At 46.3% G+C, this 22,386-nt stretch carries 15 protein-coding genes; 9 read left to right on the forward strand and 6 right to left on the reverse strand.

The annotated features are described in order from the left end of the window. The first annotated feature begins 435 nt into the window (after positions 1 to 435). Positions 436 to 2,685 carry a hypothetical protein gene (locus tag KFE96_RS04330; RefSeq protein WP_255834775.1) on the forward strand — a complete coding sequence of 750 codons (2,250 nt, stop codon included), beginning with the start codon at positions 436 to 438 and terminating at the stop codon, positions 2,683 to 2,685. Between the two features lie 45 nt (positions 2,686 to 2,730). On the opposite strand, the gene KFE96_RS04335 is transcribed toward KFE96_RS04330, so the two are convergent. The 4 genes from KFE96_RS04335 to KFE96_RS04350 all read right to left on the reverse strand — a co-directional run bounded on the left by KFE96_RS04335 (position 2,731) and on the right by KFE96_RS04350 (position 10,345). Next, positions 2,731 to 5,061 carry an aminotransferase class III-fold pyridoxal phosphate-dependent enzyme gene (locus KFE96_RS04335; protein ID WP_255834776.1) on the reverse strand — a complete coding sequence of 777 codons (2,331 nt, stop codon included), beginning with the start codon at positions 5,059 to 5,061 and terminating at the stop codon, positions 2,731 to 2,733. Between the two features lie 17 nt (positions 5,062 to 5,078). Next, positions 5,079 to 8,237, reverse strand: a complete 3,159-nt coding sequence (locus tag KFE96_RS04340; RefSeq protein ID WP_255834777.1) for a glycoside hydrolase family 2 TIM barrel-domain containing protein — start codon at positions 8,235 to 8,237, stop codon at positions 5,079 to 5,081. A gap of 146 nt (positions 8,238 to 8,383) precedes the next feature. Beyond that, positions 8,384 to 9,367 carry an alpha/beta fold hydrolase gene (locus KFE96_RS04345; protein WP_255834778.1) on the reverse strand — a complete coding sequence of 328 codons (984 nt, stop codon included), beginning with the start codon at positions 9,365 to 9,367 and terminating at the stop codon, positions 8,384 to 8,386. Positions 9,368 to 9,499: 132 nt separating this feature from the next. Beyond that, positions 9,500 to 10,345, reverse strand: coding sequence for a LytTR family DNA-binding domain-containing protein (locus tag KFE96_RS04350; RefSeq protein WP_255834779.1), 846 nt, complete (start codon positions 10,343 to 10,345; stop codon positions 9,500 to 9,502). Positions 10,346 to 10,654: 309 nt separating this feature from the next. Between KFE96_RS04350 and KFE96_RS04355 the strand changes: the two genes are divergently transcribed. Further along, the gene (locus KFE96_RS04355) at positions 10,655 to 11,167 is read left to right on the forward strand and encodes a hypothetical protein (protein WP_255834780.1); all 513 of its coding nucleotides are present in this window, start codon (positions 10,655 to 10,657) and stop codon (positions 11,165 to 11,167) included. Between the two features lie 56 nt (positions 11,168 to 11,223). On the opposite strand, the gene recQ is transcribed toward KFE96_RS04355, so the two are convergent. Beyond that, a complete protein-coding gene (recQ, locus tag KFE96_RS04360; protein ID WP_255834781.1) occupies positions 11,224 to 13,047 on the reverse strand; it encodes a DNA helicase RecQ in 1,824 nt (607 codons plus the stop codon). A 69-nt stretch (positions 13,048 to 13,116) separates the two neighbouring features. Beyond that, a complete protein-coding gene (gene glk, locus KFE96_RS04365) occupies positions 13,117 to 14,100 on the reverse strand; it encodes a glucokinase (protein ID WP_255834782.1) in 984 nt (327 codons plus the stop codon). A 235-nt stretch (positions 14,101 to 14,335) separates the two neighbouring features. Between glk and KFE96_RS04370 the strand changes: the two genes are divergently transcribed. The 7 genes from KFE96_RS04370 to KFE96_RS04400 all read left to right on the forward strand — a co-directional run bounded on the left by KFE96_RS04370 (position 14,336) and on the right by KFE96_RS04400 (position 22,292). After that, positions 14,336 to 15,898, forward strand: coding sequence for a sodium/sugar symporter (locus tag KFE96_RS04370; RefSeq protein ID WP_255834783.1), 1,563 nt, complete (start codon positions 14,336 to 14,338; stop codon positions 15,896 to 15,898). A gap of 59 nt (positions 15,899 to 15,957) precedes the next feature. After that, positions 15,958 to 16,965: a LacI family DNA-binding transcriptional regulator gene (locus tag KFE96_RS04375; RefSeq protein ID WP_255834784.1), complete on the forward strand. Its 1,008-nt coding sequence runs from the start codon at positions 15,958 to 15,960 to the stop codon at positions 16,963 to 16,965. Positions 16,966 to 17,100: 135 nt separating this feature from the next. Next, a complete protein-coding gene (zwf, locus tag KFE96_RS04380) occupies positions 17,101 to 18,567 on the forward strand; it encodes a glucose-6-phosphate dehydrogenase (RefSeq protein ID WP_255834785.1) in 1,467 nt (488 codons plus the stop codon). A gap of 11 nt (positions 18,568 to 18,578) precedes the next feature. Continuing rightward, the gene (gene pgl / locus KFE96_RS04385) at positions 18,579 to 19,274 is read left to right on the forward strand and encodes a 6-phosphogluconolactonase (RefSeq protein ID WP_255834786.1); all 696 of its coding nucleotides are present in this window, start codon (positions 18,579 to 18,581) and stop codon (positions 19,272 to 19,274) included. Between the two features lie 24 nt (positions 19,275 to 19,298). Continuing rightward, on the forward strand, positions 19,299 to 21,116 hold the full coding sequence (gene edd / locus KFE96_RS04390) for a phosphogluconate dehydratase (RefSeq protein WP_255834787.1): 1,818 nt from the start codon (positions 19,299 to 19,301) through the stop codon (positions 21,114 to 21,116). Next, positions 21,116 to 21,739 (forward strand): bifunctional 4-hydroxy-2-oxoglutarate aldolase/2-dehydro-3-deoxy-phosphogluconate aldolase, encoded by a 624-nt coding sequence (locus KFE96_RS04395; RefSeq protein WP_255834788.1) that lies wholly within the window; start codon positions 21,116 to 21,118, stop codon positions 21,737 to 21,739. Before edd ends, KFE96_RS04395 begins: the two co-directional genes overlap by 1 nt. A 79-nt stretch (positions 21,740 to 21,818) precedes the next feature. Then, positions 21,819 to 22,292, forward strand: a complete 474-nt coding sequence (locus KFE96_RS04400; protein WP_255834789.1) for an MOSC domain-containing protein — start codon at positions 21,819 to 21,821, stop codon at positions 22,290 to 22,292. Positions 22,293 to 22,386: the final 94 nt, after the last annotated feature.

The following is a 22,386-nucleotide window of genomic DNA, read 5'->3' on the forward strand; positions in this document are numbered from 1 at the left end:
GAGTTTAAAAACAGTAACGGATCACAATTTAGTTAGTAGCTAAAATTAAAGCCTGTTTTTACGCATTAAAAGTGGTTTTGAAAATAAACCGTTTTACAACTATTGCGGTATTTTTAGAAAATTTAATTTTCTATTATATAAGACTTTTTCGTAATTTTCTTATTTTAAAATGAATTAAGTGGAAATAGAATTCTACTTCTTTAGATTAGTTTAATTCAATAAAAACTATCTAATTAATTGATAATTATACATAATATGAAAATATTTTCAGAAATTAAATAACATAACATGTTAGTTTTGTTAGCTTATGTCTATTGTGTTTTTATTACATCTAATAATAGTATTTTGGCTTGTTCTAAGTAGATAAGGGAGCCATGGGCTGAACTATCAGCCGATGGCTGTTTGTACAATTGATACAAGAGAGGGAGCCCTATCATGCCAAGCACGAATGGGAATACGGTAACGGTAGCAGGCGTAGAATATACGGAAGTTTCACACGAGGTTCTGTTCGGTACTGATGAATTAGCGGAAGAGGGATTATTAAGTTTTCCGTTTGAAGCATTTAATAATCTTCCAGCATTTATTACATCCGCCAGCTTAAGTAATCCATTATTTGATTTTGGTGTTGCAGTGGTGAACGCTGCAGACGAATCTTTCGATGGATTTGTTGATGATTTGGCTGCGGTTACAACAGCTGCACTTGAATTGATTTCCGACGTAATTGTTGGCGCAGACGGTGCCGACATTCAGGTGGCCGTAACAATCAATCCAACCCTAGGGCCTGGTACTGTTGCAAGTGCAACTGCGGGAAGTTTTTTTGTTGGCCCGGAAAGTGATGACGGTTTTGTTGAAGTGTTTACATCCGCTCAACTGGAACTTCAGCAAGGCGTAGATTTGAACGGCGATACCCCAGATATCGTTATTAACGTAAATCCTGAATTTTTACTTGGTGCATCTTTTGATGTTGATCCTGATCGTGTTGCAGTGCCAGGTGTAACGGATTTTGTTTCTGTACTGGCGCATGAAATTATCCACAGCCTTGGCTTCTTGTCGTTCCGCGATAATACAGGTCAAGATTTTCTGCTGGATATTGATGGTGACGGTGAACTTGAAACGCTCGATTCTACATACGGCACATTCGTGGAATTTGATGAGGTTGATGGTTTCCTTACGCCTACCTTTAATGGTGAAAATGCCGTAGAGGTGTATGGTGAAGCAATTACGCTTGAGAGTACATTTGATAGTGCCGGTTCAGACGTTTCTCACTTTGCACTCCGTAACCCTGATGGATCTATTGCTGATACAGCATTGGCGCTTGAAAACCCCTCTGTGATCCCGGGTGATATCGTAACGCTTGGCGCGCTTGAACTCGCGGTCTTCGAGGACCTGGGTTATACGGTGGAGCGTCCAGATGGTGTTGGTCTGGTGAATACGCTTGATGGTTTGCCTTTTACGCCAACAGTTTCTGTGAATCAGCAGCTTTCCGCGAACGGAGATACGGTTGAACTGATACTACAGTTTGATTCAGCATCGCTCTTTACCACGCTCCCAAGTTCAGTTGGGATCACTGTGATAGGCGCTGATGGTTCAGAGCAAACACTGCGTGCACAGTTTAATCCGGGTGAAACAACTGTGACAATTGAGCTGGATGCAGATGAATTCTTTGATGTTACAGGTCCTGATGGCTTTACCAGCGTATCTGGTGATGTTGATGTAACACTTTTCTTCCCTGCACAGGCTGATCTAGCAAGTGGTGATCAAACTGAAACTGTTTCGGTATCTGCGAATTTGATCAGCGGCACAATCGGTGATGATGTTATTAATGGCAGCCATGGTGACGAGCAACTGTTCGGTGGTGATGGTGCTGATGAAGTGAACGGCGGCAACGGTAATGATCTTGTGAGCGGTGGTGCTGGCGACGATGATCTCATCGGTGATCACGGTAATGATACACTGTTAGGCGGCGAAGGTGATGACGAGCTTGATGGCGGCACCGGTAGTGACCAGCTGTTAGGTGGCGAAGGTGATGATGAACTTGATGGCGATCATGCAAACGACACGCTAGATGGTGGTGCAGGTAATGATGTAATTGATGGCGGTACAGGCCACGATATTATCAGCGCTGGCTCAGGTTCCGATACGGTTGAGGGTGATCACGGCGATGATCTAATCTTTGCAGGCGAAGGTGATGATATTGTGAGCGTGGGCAACGGTAGTGATACTGTATCAGCTGGTGATGGCGCCGATGTCATTGATGGTGATCATGGTGATGATTTGCTGTTGGGTGGTGCTGGCAACGACAATATTTCAGCAGGTACTGGCGGCGATACACTTTCAGGTGGCGCAGGCAGTGATACGCTTGAAGGTGGTTCGGGCGGAGATGATTTCATTTTCAACTTCGGTGATCAGGACGATGCTGATGTCATCACTGATTTTGAAAGAAATGATACCTTGTCATTTGATGGGTTTACATCGTTTGAAACAGCTGAAGATGTGTTGGCTGCTGCCAGTCAAATAGATAGTGGCGTTCTTATCACGTTGGATGCGGCAACAAATCAAACCCTTCTTCTTGAAGGTGTAGAGCTTTCGTCGCTTGCAGCATCAAACATTTCGCTAGAAGTGGAAGAGTTTAACTTGCCGACTTTCGGATCTTTCATCTCGAATGATCTGGCAAACATAGCTTAACGTCATTTTAGATACGGAAAGGCCCGCATATGGCGGGCCTTTTTACTATTGTGCGTTTTGAAGCCAGTTCTCAAAATGCTTGAGGAACCTGTCTGCATCTTCTTTTGAAAAAACAATAGGCGGTTTAATTTTCAGAATATTATGAAAGGGCCCTTCAGTACTGAGGATGATATGCCGCTCTTTAAGATACTCAATTAATTCAGCCGTTTCTTCTGTTGCCGGTTCTTTCGTATCACGGTTTCGCACCATCTCCACACCCAGGAATAAACCAAGACCACGTACATCACCCAGTATTTCAAAGCCCTGCTGCAGTGCCTGAAGTTTTCCTTTGAAATAAGCGCCAACTTCAAGAGCATTTTCTTTGAGGCCTTCATCCTTAATCACATCAAGAACAGCCATACCAATGGCACACGAAACTGGGTTGCCGCCGAAAGTGTTAAAATATTCCATACCCGTAACGAAAGCGTCTGCAATTTCCTGGGTGGTAATAACAGCAGCTAGTGGATGCCCGTTGCCAATTGGTTTGCCGAGTGTCACTATATCTGGCACCACACCTTGTGTTTCGAACGCCCACATGTGTGTGCCCACACGTCCGAAGCCTACTTGTACTTCGTCAGCAATACACACACCACCTGCGCTTCTTATATGTTCATAGACGTGTTCAAGGTAACCTTCTGGCATGATAATTTGGCCCGCCACGCCTTGCAGGCTTTCACAGATAAAGGCTCCTGGCTTTTTACCCTTGCTTTCAAGATCCAGAATGGCTCGCTTTACATCAGAGGCATATTTTTTGCCCGTTTCCTTCGTGGTACCTACATAGGTGCCTCTGTAAGGATCTGGCAACATTACTTTATGAACATAATCTGGTGCACCTTCACCGCCCGGGCCGTCAAATTTGTAGGGGCTTGCCTCAATGCAGGCGTTTGTGTTGCCGTGGTATGCGCCTTCAACCGTTAAAAGTTCTCTTGAGCCAGTGAAATTGCGGGCTAGCCTGAAAGCTAGTTCGTTGGCTTCACTGCCCGAGTTTACAAACATGCAGACAGATAGCTTTTCAGGCATGGTGGTGAGGAGTTTTTCAGCGTAATCTACCAGATTGTCGTGGAGGAAACGTGTGTTGGTGTTGAGCTTTGCCATCTGTGCTTGGCCAGCGGCAACCACCTTCGGATGGCAGTGGCCAACGTGGCAAACGTTGTTCACCATATCCAGATATTCAGTACCATTTTCATCATAAAGATAAGGGCCTAAACCACGTACTATTTTAAGTGGTTCTTTAAAACTCAAGCTAAGGGTTTTCCCCAGATGTTGCTGCCGGAAACTGTGAATATCTTCTTTGGCCTGACCATTATCTGGTTCTATTCCACATGCTTTCTTAAGTTGGCATTCAATGGCAAAAGGCGCCATGCGTTTAAGTTTTTTAAGGAGGTCAAATGCAGGGCGCACAGAAACCAGTAAATATTCATTGTCTGGATGTTTTTTATATTCCGTTGCTGCATTACAAAGTGTGGTGCAAAGCCTGAGAGCAATCAGTCCGTAAAGTACTTCGAAGTCCGCAACGGACAGTGGGCGTGCTTGATGATAAGCACTAACAATGACTTTCAGCGTTTCTATAGGATCATGTTGATCAAGCAGCGCGTAGGCACAGGCGATTGCCAGTTCATTAATGGTGTGGCTATGAACCATATCGCCAAAATCAATTAGCCCTGTAACAGTTTTAGGCTCGTTTGGATTATCTATCAAAATGTTGTAGTCATTGGCATCATTGTGGATGACAGATGTTTCGAGCTTTCCAAGCTGTGACATGATATGGCTGTGATAGTAGCTAAGAAAATGTTCAACAACGCCTTTATGTTCTTCGTTTAGATCCACTTTTTTGCTCTGGCAAATGCTGTAGCCGTGGGCCAAATCCCAATCAAAAAAACGGTATGCGCCAGTATGTTTGAAGTTTTTGAGGGCGTTATCCATTGTGCCTAAAAATGTGCCCAAACTTGTCCACAAATCAGTGCCGTGGGTTTCGGGTTTTGCTTCCGCATAGAACTGGCCTTCAAGGAAGCTGAGAACTCGAAAATGGAACTGGGTACCTTCGTCATTTGTAATGAAGCTGATCTCGGCACCATCTGTAGATTTCAGTACGTGTGGCACAGCTATTTTTGCTTTGGTCAGATGCCCCATCGCGGCGTTTTGCATATCAAGCTCGTTAAAGCTTTCCTGCCGGTTGGCAATTTTTACAATGAGCTTGTTGTCCGTCTCTGTTTTCAGAAGAAAGTTCTGGTCACTATAGCTGGCGAGCGCCTTAAGTGTGCCTTTCAAATCATATTGATTTGAAAGGTGTTCCAGAATGGTTGCTTCGTCAAAAGAAGGGGTAAGCGACTGAGACATAATTTTTACTCAAATTTCTAATGTACGTTGCGTGCGAGTTTCGCAGTGTCTTTACCAGAGGTTACAGGAACCAGTGTGAAACTATACTGATAATTGCCTGCCGGAATAGTATATTCCTTATGCACAAGTCGTCCCCACGAAGTATCGCCACCCACACCCATTTGTTTATGGTCAATGTTGAAGGTGCTGATATCGCGTTGGGGCACATCAATAGCATGTTTGGTGGTGACAGGTACAAGGCCGGAGGCCGAGGCAGAACCATCACCGGCGCTGAAATCAATATCAGATTGCAGGTATGGCCATGCGCTCGCGCTCAGTGGTCTATTACCTACAGCCATCAAGCCTGATCCGCTTTCGTTAAGGAGTGCCATCCAGCGCACATCTGTCCGGTTTTCGTTTTCTTGCGGGCGTACATAGTGATGTTCGCCTTGTCGGATATCTTTTTTGTAAAGTGAGATACGAGCAGATGTTTTCCTGTCCGCATAGCTTTCATGGGGGCCTCGACCAAACCAGCTCAAATATGTATGGCCCTTCGGCATAATCAGTTGCATGCCGTAACGTGGTAGGTTTGGAAGCTTTTGATCAGAGGGCAGTTTAAGTTTATTTGAAACTTTCACCTGACCATTGGCACCAAATTTATAGGTAAGCTCTAGTGATCCAGGAATTCCTTCGAATGCATAAGATGCTTCTACCATATTCTCGCTAGTCTCTAAGCTGATAAGGGAGAGCTTATCAGCTGCGGTTTGCCAGATAGCTGCCCATTTATGCATATTGTTGCCGAGGTCATTGTCTGTTGGCGCACGCCAGAAATTTGGTTTCAGAGCGCCTGCCAATAATGATTGCCCTGCATGTTCATACACTTCCAGCCAGCCTGTCGTTTTATTGAAGCCGAGTTTTGTATCAGCGTTTTGATAGGTAACCATACCGCCGGCATCGGTAACTGTATAAGAGGCATGCAAGGTTTTTGGGCTTACATCAGGCTCCTGTACTGGCAGCTTAAATTGTTCAAATGCGATTTCATGCCCGATTGGCAGCATTGGATCAGCTTCTCGAGTAACCGCACTCAGGGTTATGAAATATTCAGCGTTACTGGAGACAGGGAGAGTAGGAAGATTGAGTTTCAGTTCCGTAGTGGCGTCGGGCGCTACCGATGGCATGGCTTGATAACCTTCTTTTACCAGTTTTCCGCCGGCTTCAATTCGCCATTTCAGGTCATATTTCTTCAGGTCGGTGAACGCGTATTTATTTATTACGCTGAACAGGCCTGCGGCAGCATCAATCACATTAAATCGGATCGGTTGATAAACCTTTTTTACCTCATAAGCATGAGGATGGGGAATGCGATACGCATTCACAAGGCCGTTGTTCAGGAAATTGCCATCTGTTGGTAAAGTGGGATGAAAATCCTTGCCATAAGCTAGATATTTCACCCCTTTATCACTTGTGTATTCAAGGCTTTGGTCTACCCAGTCCCAAATAAAACCGCCCTGTAGTACGTCATATTTTTCAATTGCGTTCCAATAATCTTGCAGATTACCAACCGAGTTACCCATGGCATGTGCATATTCGATCATAATAGCTGGGCGTTGGGGTTTGCTTTCGGCATATTTCACCAGTCGTTCGATAGGCGGATACATTGGCGCATAAATATCTGTGTACGCTTCGAGACCCGCTGGTTCATATTGCACAGGTCGGCTGTCATCGTGTTCCTTAAGCCATTTGTACGTAGCTTCAAAAACCTTGCCTTCACCAGCTTCATTCCCAAGTGACCATATGATGATTGACGGATGATTTTTATCCCGCTCAAACATGCGTTTGGTGCGATCAATATGGGCTGGGAGCCAGCTCATTTCGTTGCCCAATTGCGTATCTTCATGAATAGCTAATGGATGTGATTCAATATTGGCTTCATCAATGATGTAAAGGCCGTATTTATCAGTAAGATCATACCAGTAAGGATCGTTAGGGTAGTGGCTTGAGCGTACGGCATTGATATTCAGTTGCTTCATTAGGCGGATATCTTTTTCCATGGAAGCCCGGTCAACCACATGGCCTGTGTGAGGGGAGGTTTCATGCCTGTCTACGCCGCGGATATAAATGGCTTTGCCGTTTACGAGCAGCTGGCTACCCGCAATCTCAATACGTCGGAAGCCAATATCATCGCGGATGACCTCTAAAGTTTTACCGTTACTGTCCTTCAGTGTAATCAGGAGTGTATAAAGATGAGGGTTTTCAGCGGACCAAAGCCTTGGGTTCTGAAGTTTACCGATAAAGGTAAATTCTGCTGTTTTCCTTAGATCTATATTTTGAGATCCACTAAGTATTCTTTCCATATGATTTGACGGATTGAGAAGTGCATATTCTACAGTAACAGTAGTGCTACTATCGACATAATTTTCAAGCGTTACATCCAGTTCAAGCTCACCAGTTTTTAGGCTTTTATCCAGTGTTGGTTTCGCGTGAAAATCGAATATATGTTGCTTTGGTGTGGCATAAAGATAAACATCTCGCTCAATACCCGAAATACGGAGCATATCCTGGCTTTCCAGATAGCTGGCGTCTGTCCAGCGGCGGATCTGGAACGCAATCAGATTTTCACCCTTCTGTACGTAGGATGTGAGATCAAATTCTGCGGGCGTTTTTGCGCCTTGACTGAAGCCAACCTTTTTTCCGTTTACCCATACGTCCAACGATGATTTAGCGGCGCCTACATGCAGGAAGATTTGTTTACCGTTCCATTTGGCAGGGAGAGTGAATGTGCGGCGGTATGATCCAACCGGATTATAGTCTTTCGGTACATTTGGCCATTTGGTGGTGAAAGGAAAACGTTCATCCAGATAAATAGGATAGCCGTAGCCTTCAACCTCCCAGTTGCTAGGTACTTTTATTTTATCCCAGTGCCTTGCATCATATTCAGGTTGCTCGAAACCTTCAGGCAAATTGGTTGGAGATCGCTGCCAGTGAAATTGCCACATGCCATTTAGGAGGACATAATTATTGCTTTCCTTTAGGGAGTTGTTGAGTGCTGCTGATTTTGATGAATAAGGAAAAAGCGTGGCGTGCGGCTCAAGTTTGTTGATGCCGAAAACAGTATGATCTTCCCACCGTTCTTGTGCAGAAACCGTATTACAAAACAGTAGGCTGGCGGCTATTGTTAGTATGCTCCAATATTTCACCGCAAATCCCCCTAGATAGCAATAAATATTAATTATTATTTATATGATAAATGACAAGATGGGGGCAAGAGTTATGTCTGTTAAGAATGGAAGAATAGAAAGGCATATTGATGTGTTAATCAATATGCCATTGTTTTATATGGCAGTTATTTAGCAGGTAAAAAGTTACTGACGACCTGTTTAAACTTTTCATTTTCTTCTGCCCATATCCAGTGACCACTTTTTTCAAACATCTCAAATTGAGTTGTTTGCTCAGGCAGCATTTTATATAGGCGGTATACAAGCTCCGGTGTGGAAACCTTGTCCGCCCGACCACCAAGGATAAGAGTAGGGATATTAAAGCCCCGCAGTTTGTCCTCAACTGTTAGGCCTTTGAGAGTGCCAGTGATTTCCCATTCTGGGTCTTCACCTATAATATCGAGATAAACTTGAAAATTAAATCGGTCACGCTTGTCGTTTGAACGATATTTCCATAAGCCTTTCCGGTTTGCCCGGTTGAACCACTGAAGTTCACGACCAAGTGCGCTCTCGTAAATCAGGTCCAAATATTCATCTTCGGACGAAAGCATACCTTTTGCACGTAATGCCATAACTTGCTCATGAATTTCAGGATATTTGGTTTTCATAAGATGGCTTACGTGATCAATATTCATTTGCTGGCTTTGAGCGTCATAGGATGCGCTCAGCATAACAAGGCGTTCAACATGCTCTGGGAACTGAATGGCATACTGCATGGCTGGAATGCCGCCATATGAATGGCCCATAACCACAATTTTTTCTGCGTTCAGGTGTGCCCGAAGCGCTTCCATATCATCCACCGTCATTTGCGGTGTAAACTTGCCTTTGATGTTTCGTTCAGAACGGCCCCTGCCAATTTCATCGAAGTAGACGATCTGGTATCCCTTTGTTTTAAGGAATTCAAACCAGCCTAAGAAAACACGGTGACCAGCACCTGGTCCGCCATTAACAATAAAAACAGGCGTGCCGCTGCCTTCAGTCTCGTAATAGATTTTACCGCGCGGTGTTTCGAGATACTGCCCATGGCCATATGGATTGCTTTGCTCTGCATCAGGTTGGCTGAAAGCTGATTGGGCGCCTAGAATGAGGGATAATAAAAGAAGAATACGCAAAGTTCGCTCCTGATCTATTCGTAAGATTGCAAGAGGAATTTCCGTGAATCGCAGCTGTGCACAAGGCCTCAATCGGTCAGTTGGACATGGATGCGGTGAACTGGATTATTGGTAAGGAAAGTTGGAGTGCCTTTATTTGATACCTGCAAAACGGCTTTTGAAATCTTTCATATAACTGCGGCTGGAAGCGATCTTGGTGCCGGACTTTAGAATAAGCGTGAAGTCACCTTTTCCTTTTGGGTCCAGTTCTTTGATAGCGTGCAGGTTTACGATGGTTGAGCGGTGGACACGCTGGAACAGTTGTGGGTCCAATGTACGGTTCATATTGCTTAAGGAATCGCGTTTTAGAAATGTGCCATCATCGGTACCAATTTCTACATAATCCCCAGCGCCTTGAATAACAGTAATACTTGCGACAGGTAATAAGACAATCTTCTTGTCCCGCTCTAGTGCGATAAATTCAGGGTAAGTAGAAACCGAGGTGATGGAAGAAATCGCTTCTGCAGCCTTTTGTGCTTCATCGCCTTTTACAAATCTAAGCCCCATTTTGAATGCCAGATAAAGACCACACCAAACAAGAATAACCAGCGAGAAATTTAATGAGCCTGAAAACCAGCGCGGCCAGGGTAGTTCCCAAACGAGTAAGCCCTGCATAGCAAAAGCTATAGGGTTAACGAGAAGGGAAACCGTCGCACCAATAATGTAGGCACTCAATAGAGTAGTCAGGAGTAGTTTTTGCGTGCTTTGCAGGCGACTTTGATCAAATAGTGGAATTAACAGAAGTGTAGAGGTAAAACCTAAAATGCCATATGAAATGTTCCGTACCAGTGCAACCTCAAGCGTTTTAAACTGGGATAGGCCAGCAAGAAACATGATGACAAAGGTAACGCCCCAGAAAATGAGATGGAAGCGCCAGAACTGATTGCCAAATCCCTTTTTGAGGTGTGCCTGTACGTCGGTATTATCTGAAGAGCTCACGAGCTACACACCCTAGGTTATTGCGTTTGTTGAACCTGTATTTTGACATATACAACATAGTACCTCTGATCAATATTTCTATTGGGTATAAACGTTTAATCGCATTTATGGTTAACGAATCAAAGTTTCTGTGCTGCATTGAATTAGATAAGAATTTAATAAAATATGATGTTTTTATCGCGCTCAAATGGTGCTTAGCGGTGTGATTTAACAAAAAACATTCATAAAAGTTGAATTAAATTGCCTTTTATCTCAATTGCGGGAACACTGAAGTTCGTGGGTGATAGAAATATCAACGAGGGATTTATCGTGAATAAATATGTAAAACTACTAGCAGGCGTTTCTGCAGGCGTAATGATGACAACAACAGCAGCTTTCGCTGGTGATAAAGGTGATTGCTATGAAGCTGTTGCAGCTTATGAAAATGGCATGCCTTCAATTGCTAAAGCGCAAGGTATGGAAGTTGAAAAGCAGGTTGAACTTGTATCGGGTGAGTTCAAGAAAGTTATCTCTGCTTCAACTGCTGCACACCGCTGCTATGTGAAAAGCATGAAATCAGCGTCTGATGCTGACCGTGCTGATCTGAAAGCTGGCATGAAAAAAGCTGGTGCTATTCTTGTTAAAGCACAGTCGCAGTTCAGCGGTTGGATTGATGAAATGTCAGTTTCCATGATGTCTGATATCGCACCGGCAGCTGGTGCAACGACAGAAGCAAGCGATGCTCCATCTGCTATGGAAGCAAGCCTTGATGTGCTTATTGGTTCTTACATGCTGCTTGATGATGCAACAGAGGTTGCGTCTCGCATGACTAAAGGCAGCTAATTTAGCTAACATAATTTGGAAGAGCCGCTCAATATTGGGCGGCTTTTTTTATGGGATTATTTATTGGCTTTGATGAATTTCACAAAATCAGGCCCAAATTCTTCCTGCTTTGAAGCCCCCACCCCGTGCACGAGACCGAAATCAGTAAGATTGGTGGGTTTCATGAGTGCCATATCCACCAGCGACTTATCAGAAAATATTACATAGGCAGGCACACTGCGCTCAACAGCAATTTCCTTCCGGTATTCCTTAAGCGCCTGATACAGATGTTGCGCGTGTTCCGGTAATTCGATGGCGGTGGCTCTTGAGCGTGAAGCGCCAGCAGCTTTTTTCTTCGAAACCAAGTCAGGCCGATACTGAAAGCTTTCTTCACCTTTGATCAGCTTTATACCTAAATCAGTAATCTTCAGGGCGCCAAATTCCATATCAGCAACAATGAAGCCTCGAGCCATTAGCTGTCGGGCAATGGTTTTCCATTCATTCTGACTGTATTCCTTACCAATACCGTAAGTGGGTAGTGTATCATGGCCAAGTTTTTCGATTTTGTCTGTAAGCTTGCCAAGAAGAACATTCACGATATGGCTGGTGCCAAAGCTTTGGCCTGTACGGTAAGCCGCAGACAAGAATTTTTGCCCAGCCTCGGTGGCCTCGCTTGTTGGTACAGGGTTCGCACAGAGATCACAGTTGCCGCAGTGTTCAAATTCTGGTGTTTCGGCGAAGTACCTGAGAAGTGTAACACGCCTGCATTCAGGTGCTTCCGCATAGGAAAGCAGGGCGTTAAGCCGCTGGTGACTACGCATTTTATGATCATCGCTCGCGAATTCATCATCAATGAACATGCGCCGCATGCGGATATCATCCATGCCGTAAAGCATGTGTGCAACAGCGGGTTCACCGTCTCTGCCCGCACGGCCAATTTCCTGATAATAAGCTTCAGGGGAGGATGGCAGATCCGTATGAAATACAAAACGGATATCCGGTTTATCAATCCCCATACCGAAGGCAATAGTGGCTACCATTATCAGATCATCCTCCGCCATAAAGCGGCTGAGATTTTCTTCTCTCTGCGCGTTTGACATGCCAGCGTGATACGCAAGTGCGTTATAGCCTTTTTCTCTTAGGATACTGCACGCTTCTTCAGTGCGTTTGCGGGAAAGGCAGTAGACAATGCCATTTTCCTGAAGGCCTTCACCGGGCTTGGTGCGGCCAGCGATAAAGCGCACCATCTGCTGTTTCCAGCCGTTTTTGATTTCAACATTCAGGCTGATGTTAGGGCGATCAAAGCCTGTAAGAAACGTATGAACCTCGCGTGAAAAAATCTTCTGTTCGATTTGATCGCGGGTGGTTTCATCGGCGGTGGCGGTAAGTGCGATTACTGGGATATGAGGAAATCTTTTATGAAGAAGAGCCAGATCTTCATACTCGGGCCTGAAAGCGGCACCCCACTGTGAAATACAGTGCGCTTCATCAATGGCGAATAAGCTTATATTCAGGATTTCGACTGCATTCAGCATGTTGGTGGTCAGCAGCTTTTCCGGCGAAATATAAAGCAGTTTCAGCTTGCCGTTCTGCATCTTTTGCCAAATTGCTGCGTTTTCTTCCCGGCTGTTACTGCTGTTAATAGTGGCCGCTTCAACGCCCAGAATTTTAAGGGCTTCTACTTGGTTTTGCATTAATGAGATCAGCGGAGAAACAACAATCCCAAAACCTGATTTCATCAAAGCTGGGATTTGGTAGCAGAGCGATTTACCAGCGCCAGTGGGCATAATAGCAAGCACACTCTCGCCCGCAGTTACGCGGTCTATAATCTCGGCTTGCTTACCTCGAAAGCTTTCATACCCAAATACGCTATGTAAAATTTCTGCTGCGGTTTGCTGCATGAAAGCCCCTAAGAGATACTAAATTTCTGCATTCTTAACGGGCTTTATATCTGGCGGCTAGTCAGAAAATTATTGGTCAAACATCAGAGCTGCGCCTTTGAGAGCGGCATCTGGTGCTGTGATAAGGTTTACAGGGATATCGGCCACGAAATGTGACATGGGTGGTTTGTGCAGAAACCGTTTCAGGAAGTGGCTGTTTGTGAAGAAATCGGAAACCTTTGGCAGAATACCGCCACCAATGAAAACACCACCTTTTGCACCAAGCGCCAAGGCAAGATCACCGGCCACGCTACCCATGATGCCGCAGAAGATAGTGAGAGTTTCCATGCAAAGTTCATCTTCACCATCCATAGCGAGCTGAGAGATTGTACTTGGTTCATAATTGAGCGGAGAAACATGGCTGATATGGCATAGCTCGCGGTAAATCCGCATCAAGCCAACGCCCGAAAGCATTGTTTCAACGGTTACACGTTCAAGGCTGTTTTGAAGATTTTCCCATACTGCTTGCTCTCGCTCGCCCTGCGGTACAAAGGAAATATGCCCACCTTCGGTGGGGACTACAGTAACACCAGCGGCATGGCGCACGAGAAGGGCAAGGCCAAAGCCGGTGCCGGGGCCCATAATGGCGATTGGACTATCTGGTGCGTTATTGCCGTTGGTTAAGATAACCAGATCGTTATTTTCCAGCGCTGTGACAGACCGGGCAAGGGCTGCAAAATCATTCACTAACTTTACATCTTCAAAGCCAAACTCCTGTTGAAGTTTACCCTCATCAAGATGCCAGCCAAGATTTGTGAGATGGGCTGTGCCATCAAAAATTGGCCCGGCAACAGCCAAACAAGCGCAGGTAGGTTTATGGTTGGGGAAATCGATTTGATACTGCTTAATAACCTGTGACATATCGTGATATTCAGAATTTGGATACGCTCTGAAATCTTGTATCTTCGGGGCTGAACTATCAGTGCTGAGTGTGGCAATTGCCAACCGTGCGTTGGTGCCGCCAATGTCGCCAACCAAAATAGTCTTGCCGCTATTTACTGTTTCCTCAAGCATGATCATCCCCTCTCACTACTTTTTACTGGTGGTAATCACAGATTATGAATTGTCCTTCCCAAGGCCTTATTTCTTAATCTTGCTTGACAGCGCTGTCAATTATTGCTTTAGATATTTTGGGAATTTTCGCCACGCTCACTTGTGTGGCAGGGACTATTTGGAAGGAATGCCGTACCTTATGGTATGAGCATAAATAGGGGCCCAAGGGGCCCACTTAGTAGTTTAGGGGAGGACTATGTTATCAACTCTCGATGTCACAGTTGTGGCACTATATGCTGTTGCGCTTTTTGCAATTGCGCAGTGGGTATCTCGTGAAAAAGCAGGGCATGAAAAAGATGCCTCAGATTATTTCCTTGCAGGCAAGGCACTGCCTTGGTGGGCGATTGGCGCGTCCTTGATCGCAGCTAATATTTCTGCAGAGCAGATTATTGGTATGTCTGGTTCCGGATATGCGATGGGGCTTGCAATTGCATCCTATGAATGGATGGCGGCTGTTACGCTCTTGGTTGTTGGTAAATATCTACTGCCGATCTTCTTGAAGCGCGGTATTTATACGATGCCACAATTCCTTGAACAGCGGTACGACCACAGTGTGCGTATGGTAATGGCCTTCTTCTGGCTCGCCGTTTATATCTTTGTGAATCTTACCTCTATTCTTTGGCTGGGTGCGCTGGCTATTTCATCAGTTGCGGGCGTTGATCTTGTTACTGGCCTTGTTGTGCTGGGTTTGTTTGCAGCGGCATACAGCTTCTATGGCGGTCTGAAAGCTGTGGCATTTACTGATATTATTCAGGTTGTTTTACTTGTATTCGGTGGCCTTGTGATCGCTTATATTATGCTTGATCAAATCTCTGGCGGTGCAGGCGTTGCAAGTGGCTTTAATACGCTTCTTGAGAGAGCGCCCGAGAAGTTCGATATGGTGTTTGAGAAAGGTCACCCTTTCTATGATGCCCTTCCGGGTATTAGTGTGATTGTTGGTGGTATGTGGATTATGAACCTCTCTTATTGGGGTTTTAACCAGTATATTATCCAGCGTGCATTGGCTGCTAAAAGCCTTCCGGAAGCGCAAAAAGGTATCGCTTTTGCTGCCTTCTTGAAGATTCTTATGCCTGTTATCGTGGTGCTACCGGGCATCGCTATCGGGGTTCTCTCTACAGAGCCTTTAAGTGCGCCGGACCAGGCGTATCCTGAAGCTATGAAGCTATTGCCAACTGGTCTTCTCGGTCTTGTGTTTGCAGCGCTTATCGCGGCTATTGTTTCAAGCCTTGGTTCCATGACCAACAGTATTTCAACCATCTTCACTATGGATATTTACCCATCCTTTGTGAAAGAAGAAAACCGCAAGAACCCTGTTGTCGTTGGTCGGTTTGTAGCGGTTGTTTCTATGTTAATTGCGATTGTTATCGCGAAGCCACTTCTTGGTAACTTTGATCAGGCGTTCCAGTATATCCAGGAATTCACAGGCTTCTTCACGCCAGGTATTGTTGTGATCTTCTTCCTCGGTATGTTCTGGAAGAAGACAACGGCTAAAGGCGCTCTTGCTGCGGCTGTTGGGTCGTTTGTCCTGTCACTCGCTTTCAAGCTTTACTGGCCTGAATTGCCGTTCATTGACCGCGTTGGTGTTGTGTTCCTTATCTGTGCGGCACTCGCGGTTGCGATTTCCCTTGTCCAGAAGGGTGGTGACCAAGAAGGTGCGGTTGAATTGAATGATATCCAGTTCAGCACTACAGCGGGCTTTAACATTGCCTCGATAATCGTTGTTGCAATTATCGCAACACTTTATACGATTTGGTGGTAAGTAGAGTTTGGAAGGTGGGCATGGGCTCGCCTTCCAAAATTTCAGGCTAAGGGGGCCGTATGTCTGGTTCTGTGACCATTGATGACGTTGCCAAAAAGGCGGGCGTTTCTATGAAGACCGTATCACGTGTTGTAAACCGTGAACCGAATGTCAGTGCTAAAACCAGAGAAAAAGTTCAAGCTGTTATCAGCGAATTGAATTACAGGCCTAATCCTTCGGCTCGTGGCCTTGCTAGCCGCAAATCATTTGTTATTGGGCTGCTGTACGATAAGCCCAGTCCAAACTATCTCGCAAAATTACAAGCCGGCGTCCTCGAAGTATGCCAGAAAAGCGGTTATAGCATGGCGCTTGGGCCGTTTGATTTTCATACTGAAAACCTTGTTGAAGATATCCTCAATTGGGTGCGCCATTCGAATATAGACGGTGTTATCCTTACACCGCCGCTCAGTGATTTTTTCCCACTTCTTACAGCTCTTCAGGCACGCAGGATTCCTGTTGTAGCTGCGTCATCGAAGGGAAACGGTGAAGTACCTTCCGTGATGATTGATGATGAAGAAGCGGCTTACCAGATGACGCGGCATCTCATTAAAGGCGGCCATACCGATATAGCGTTTGTAAAAGGACATCCTGATCATTTGTCTACCCGTTACCGTTTTGAAGGATTCTCCCGTGCGGTGGTCGAAGCGGATATTGAAGTGGTGGATACATTTATCTGTGACGGCCTTTATGATTTTGAAAGCGGCCGAACAGCGGGTGAAGCACTACTTACACAAGTGAAGCGCCCCACAGCAGTTTTTGCCAGCAACGATGATATGGCCGCGGGTGTCATGAATATGGCGCATCAGCTAAATATTAAGATGCCATTTGAACTTGCGGTCTGTGGGTTCGATGATACTCCGATTTCGCAGCAGGTTTGGCCAACCATGACGACAATCCGTCAGCCAATCCGGCAAATGGGAATTAGCGCTGGCGAGATACTTCTGAAAAATATCAACGCCAAGACAATTGAGGCGGAAATATCTCATCACCAATTTGAGCTGAAAGAGCGCGGTTCTACCCAGAAATAGCTGTGAATTTGACTAATTTCTCCAATAAATCACATTATTACCATTTGACAGCGTTGTCATATGGTAATAGCTTCCTTGTCATGAATTGAAAACATCTCGGCCCTATGATGGGAAGTGTAAGTTGGAAGGTGTGATATGGTTGATGTGTTTGATCTGGTGATTTTTGGTGGTACCGGGGACCTATCCCGTAAAAAGCTGTTGCCCGCGCTTTATGCTGGATATGTGGCTGGCCGTATCTCAAGTAAGAGCCGTATTTTTCTAACTTCACGAAGTGCACAAGATGCAGCCATGGAAGAATGGCTCAGGGAAGTGTTTGCGGCAACTACGCCAGCATGCGGGATTGATGCCATATCGATTCGTGAGTTTGCGAATATGGTGGAAGTGGTTGAACTTGGTCTCACTGAAGGTGGTGAGCAGTGGGAAACGCTTCAGGCGAAGCTTTCAGAAACCAAAAGCACTTCTGTTGTTCATTTTCTTGCAATTCCGCCATCACTATTCACAAGCACATGTAGCTTGCTTGCTGAATATGGCCTCAACGGCACCAATGCACGGGTGGTACTAGAAAAGCCGCTTGGTAATAATTTGGAAACTGCGCAAGCAATCAATGCGGATGTCGGTAAGTTTTTTGGTGAAGACCAAACTTTCCGGATTGATCATTACCTAGGTAAGGAAGCTGTGCAGAACCTTCTTGCTCTTCGCTTTTCAAATATCATGTTTGAAGAACTTTGGAGCGCCCGCACTATTGATCATATCCAGATTACGATTGCCGAAGATCTGGGTGTGCAGGGCCGCGCAGGCTTTTATGAAGGCACAGGTGCTATGCGTGATATGGTGCAGAACCATTTGCTGCAACTTCTTTGCCTTGTAGCGATGGAGCCGCCAGCGCGGCTTGATGCAGACAGCATCCGTGATGAAAAATTAAAAGTTCTGAAATCACTTCGCCCACTTGAAGGCGATTTGATCGACCGTAATGTGGTGCGGGCTCAGTATGGCGCAGGTGCTATGCATGGCGAAGCAGTAAAAGGCTATGCTGATGATCTTGAACTTGAAGATCCATCAAACACCGAAACTTTTGTGGCTATTAAAGCCCATATTGAAAACTGGCGCTGGGCAGGTGTTCCTTTCTATTTACGTACGGGGAAACGTCTTCCGGAACGGTTTGCTGAGATTGTAATCCAGTTCAAAGAAGTGCCGCATAGCCCGCATCCCGACTGGAAAGGCGGTATTAATCCGAACCGCTTCATTATCCGCCTGCAGCCCGAGGATCATCTGGCACTCCGTATGATGGTGAAGAACCACGGTGCGAAATCGGAAACGCTTCGCGAGGTGGAAATGAACCTAGATGTAATGGGCAATAGCGGCACACGCCTTGGTCCGTATCTCCGCCTTATCCTTGATGCTGTGAAAGGGGACCAAAGTCTCTTCGTACACCGTGATGAGGTTGAGCATGCCTGGCGGTGGGTGGACCGTATTATCAACCACTGGCAGGAGAAAGGCCAGGCACCAAAAAGTTATCAGGCAGGCACATGGGGGCCGTATGAGGCACATGATTTGATGGTGCGTGATCGCCGTGAATGGTTCCATGAAACCGTTGGGAAGTAAGGTTTAGAGTAATGATTTGGCATAAGTTTGATAGCCGCGATGAAATGGTAGCTGCGCTGAAGCATGCTACCAAAGAAAAGCTTGAAGCAGCACTTGATGCGCGCGGCCAGGCAAGTTGGTTGGTGTCTGGTGGTTCAACACCAAAACCGCTTTTCGAGGCAATGAGCGCAGAAAAGCTTGCGTGGGATAATGTGCAGATAGCACTTGTGGATGAGCGCTGGGTGGACATAGGTCACCCGCGGTCTAACGAAGCCTTCATGCGCGGTGCACTTGAAAAGGGTGAAACCGCGGCAGCTAATTTTATTGGTATGAAAACCGAGCATGCTGATCCGTTTGAAGCGGTTGAAGCTGTGAATGAGCGGTATGGCTCTATTGTCTATCCATTTGATAGCGTGCTTCTTGGTATGGGACCAGACGGCCATACAGCTTCCCTGTTTCCTGACGCAAAAGGGCTGGATTCTGCTTTTTACCCGGAATGCCGTAATATCTGTGCAGCGCTAACGGCTGTTAAATCAGATGTAACTGGCGAAGAAGTTGACCGCATGAGCCTAACCGCGGCTGCAATCACTAAGGCCCATCATGTGGTGCTAATGATTACGGGCGATGAAAAATTACGGGTGCTTGAGGAAGCTCTTGATCCTCAATCCCGCTTGCCAATTGGCAGGCTCGCACGCCGCAAACCGTTTGAAGTTTATTGGGCACCGTAAGGGGCCATCTGTCAGGAGTGTGTAATGACACATCCAAAACTCGTTGAAATTACTGAGCGGATTAAAGAACGCTCTAAAGATACCCGTGCAATTTATGAAGCTCGTATTGAAGCTATGCGGGCGCAAGGCCGTGCTCGTCCGCGCCTTTCCTGTGGTAACTTGGCGCATGCTCTCGCGGCCTGTTCAGAAGCCGAAAAGCATAAACTGATGCAAGACGGCATGGCGAATATTGGTATTGTAAGCGCCTATAATGATATGCTTTCTGCCCATCAGCCATATCATCAGCTTCTGGATCAGGTAAAAGAATATATCACCGATGTTGGTTCCGTTGCGCAGATGGCGGGCGGTGTTCCTGCTATGTGTGACGGGGTAACTCAAGGCCAGCCGGGTATGGAGCTTTCTCTTTTCAGCAGGGAAGTGATTGCTATGTCAACCGCTGTGGCGATGACCCACAATGTGTTTGATGCAGGGCTCCTGTTCGGTATTTGTGATAAGATCGTGCCGGGCCTTCTTATTGGCTCGCTTTCTTTCGGGCACTTACCGTTTATGTTCTTGCCCGCAGGGCCTATGCAGACAGGTATTTCCAATAGCGAAAAAGCCAAAGTGCGGCAGGATTTTGCTCAGGGAAAAGTTGGTCGCGCGGAACTGTTACAAAGCGAAAGCCGCGCTTACCACAGCCCAGGAACATGCACTTTCTACGGCACAGCAAACTCGAACCAGATGATGCTTGAAATGATGGGGCTTCAACTACCAGGTAGTAGTTTTGTGAACCCAACCGATCCGCTAAGGGAAGCGCTCTCGCGGTCAGCGGCCGCACGTATTGCTGAACTTGCACAGCCGGATGCAAATATCGGTCTGGCTGAAATGGTGACAGCGGAATCCATTGTGAACGGTACCATTGGTCTCTTGGCAACAGGTGGTTCAACAAACCACACGCTTCATATTGTGGCGATTGCGGCCGCTGCTGGTATTCAGATTACTTGGCAGGATTTTGCTGATCTTTCCGAAATTATCCCGCTTCTTGCCCGCGTTTATCCGAACGGTACGGCAGATGTGAATGCATTCCACGAAGCTGGCGGTACACCATTTGTTGTGCGCGAGCTTTTATCCGCAGGCCTTTTGAATACCAATGTTCAAACTATTCTCGGTGAAGGCATGGAAGCGTTTGCTGAGACACCAGTGCTGAAGGATGGGCTAGCCGTTTGGGAAGAAACACCAGCTAAGCCGAGTGATGATATGATTCTCCGCAAAGCAGATAATCCGTTCCAGCCAAACGGTGGCTTGGCTGTACTTCACGGTGAACTTGGTGAAGCGGTGATGAAAATCTCTGCAGTAAAGCCGGAGAAGCGGTTTGTAGAAGCGCCAGCGGTGGTGTTTGAAGATCAGGATGAACTTCTTGAAGCTTATAAAGCCGGTGAACTTGAAAAGGATTTCGTGGCAGTTATCCGGTTCCAGGGCCCAAAGGCAAACGGGATGCCTGAACTGCATAAGCTTACCCCAAGCCTTGGTGTTCTTCAGGACAAAGGGTTCAAGGTTGCACTGGTAACGGACGGCCGTATGTCTGGTGCATCAGGCAAGGTGCCTGCGGCGATCCATGTAACACCAGAGGCAGCACATGGCGGTGCTATCGCACGTGTGCAAAACGGTGATCTTGTGCGTGTAGATGCTGAAGGCGGCAAGCTTGAAATCCTTGTGGATAAAGCTGAATTTGAGGCGCGTACACCATCTACTGGCCCTGCGGTTATGGATACTTTTGGTCGTGATTTGTTTGCTGGTATGCGCAGCCTGGCTGGTCCTGCGGGCCTTGGGGCATCTTTCTTTGAAAATAATGGAATTCGCTAATGACAACTGTTCTTGAAGTAATGAAAGCAGGGCCTGTTATCCCTGTACTTGCGTTTAAAAGTGCCGATGAAGCGGTGGCTGTTTGCCGGGCGCTTTACGAAGCGGGTATCCGTGTTTTCGAAATTACCTTACGCCATGAAACAGCGCTTGAAGCGATCAAAGCGGTAGCAGATGATCTGCCAGAGGACGCAATCGTGGGAGCTGGTACAGTGCTTACGCCAGATCTGGCGGAAAAAGCGAAAGCCGCTGGTGCAGTTTTTGGCGTGAGCCCGGGACTTACAGAAGAACTGGCAAAAGCTGTTAAAGCACTTGATTGGGCGTTCCTTCCGGGTGTCGCCAGTATTTCAGAAGCGATGCAGGCCAAAGAATGGGGCTTTTCTGAGCTGAAGTTTTTCCCAGCAAGCGTTTCTGGTGGGCCAGCTTTCCTGAAGGCAGTTGGCAGTGTGCTGCCTGATCTTACCTTCTGCCCAACAGGCGGTGTAACACCTTCAACGGCGGATGATTACCGTGTACTAGCTAATGTGGCAACAGTAGGTGGTTCCTGGATCACGCCGCGCGGTGAAGACGGCACGATTGACCCTGCAAAGGTTAGAGAATTAGCTACCGCTGCAATCGCAATATAAAGATAAAGAAAACTTGTGATGCGCTTGTTCCCTCTGCTCGGTATGGTGATCATATCAGCAGGAAAGCAGGCGCATTATTATGTTATCTGATTTACTTAAAAAATTCTCATCACATGGTAGCGTTGATTGGATTGGCCTCAGGCCGGAACGCAAAGCGCCTATGAAAGTGGTGGAAGAAGTTGAGGTTACAGAAAGCGGCCTTGTGGGTGACAGGCGTGAAAAGCCCGGCAAGCGGGCTGTTACCCTTATTCAAGCAGAGCATCTGCCTGTTATTGCGAGCCTTGCTGGCCTGGAGGTCATTTACCCTGAACAGCTTCGCCGGAATATTGTTGTCTCTGGCTTAAATCTGCTGGCCCTCCGACACCATGAAATCAGAATTGGTGAAGTTATCCTCCGTACTACAGGGCCTTGTGCGCCATGTAGCTATATGGAGAAAACACTTGGATTCGGTGCTTATAACGCCATGCGTGGGCATGGGGGCTTAACCGCTGAGGTAGTTCAGGGTGGTATCATTAGGTTAGGCTCTGAAGTTTCTCCTGTTTTGAAAGATTAAATTCAACGATTGTTGAATAAATACACTTTAGTGACTTGACGCTCTATCGCTCTCGCGACTAGGCTTTCTTCAAATACTGGAGGGGAGGCCAGTC

It is taken from the genome of Kordiimonas sp. SCSIO 12603, from assembly GCF_024398035.1.
Lineage (GTDB): Bacteria > Pseudomonadota > Alphaproteobacteria > Sphingomonadales > Kordiimonadaceae > Kordiimonas.

Excerpts from the sequence above, each read along its gene's own strand:
- KFE96_RS04330 (WP_255834775.1), top strand. The coding sequence starts at position 436 with ATGCCAAGCACGAATGGGAATACGGTAACGGTAGCAGGCGTAGAATAT.
- KFE96_RS04335 (WP_255834776.1), bottom strand. The coding sequence starts at position 5,061 with ATGTCTCAGTCGCTTACCCCTTCTTTTGACGAAGCAACCATTCTGGAA.
- recQ (WP_255834781.1), bottom strand. The coding sequence starts at position 13,047 with ATGCAGCAAACCGCAGCAGAAATTTTACATAGCGTATTTGGGTATGAA.
- glk (WP_255834782.1), bottom strand. The coding sequence starts at position 14,100 with ATGCTTGAGGAAACAGTAAATAGCGGCAAGACTATTTTGGTTGGCGAC.
- KFE96_RS04370 (WP_255834783.1), top strand. The coding sequence starts at position 14,336 with ATGTTATCAACTCTCGATGTCACAGTTGTGGCACTATATGCTGTTGCG.
- KFE96_RS04375 (WP_255834784.1), top strand. The coding sequence starts at position 15,958 with ATGTCTGGTTCTGTGACCATTGATGACGTTGCCAAAAAGGCGGGCGTT.
- zwf (WP_255834785.1), top strand. The coding sequence starts at position 17,101 with ATGGTTGATGTGTTTGATCTGGTGATTTTTGGTGGTACCGGGGACCTA.
- pgl (WP_255834786.1), top strand. The coding sequence starts at position 18,579 with ATGATTTGGCATAAGTTTGATAGCCGCGATGAAATGGTAGCTGCGCTG.
- edd (WP_255834787.1), top strand. The coding sequence starts at position 19,299 with ATGACACATCCAAAACTCGTTGAAATTACTGAGCGGATTAAAGAACGC.
- KFE96_RS04395 (WP_255834788.1), top strand. The coding sequence starts at position 21,116 with ATGACAACTGTTCTTGAAGTAATGAAAGCAGGGCCTGTTATCCCTGTA.
- KFE96_RS04400 (WP_255834789.1), top strand. The coding sequence starts at position 21,819 with ATGTTATCTGATTTACTTAAAAAATTCTCATCACATGGTAGCGTTGAT.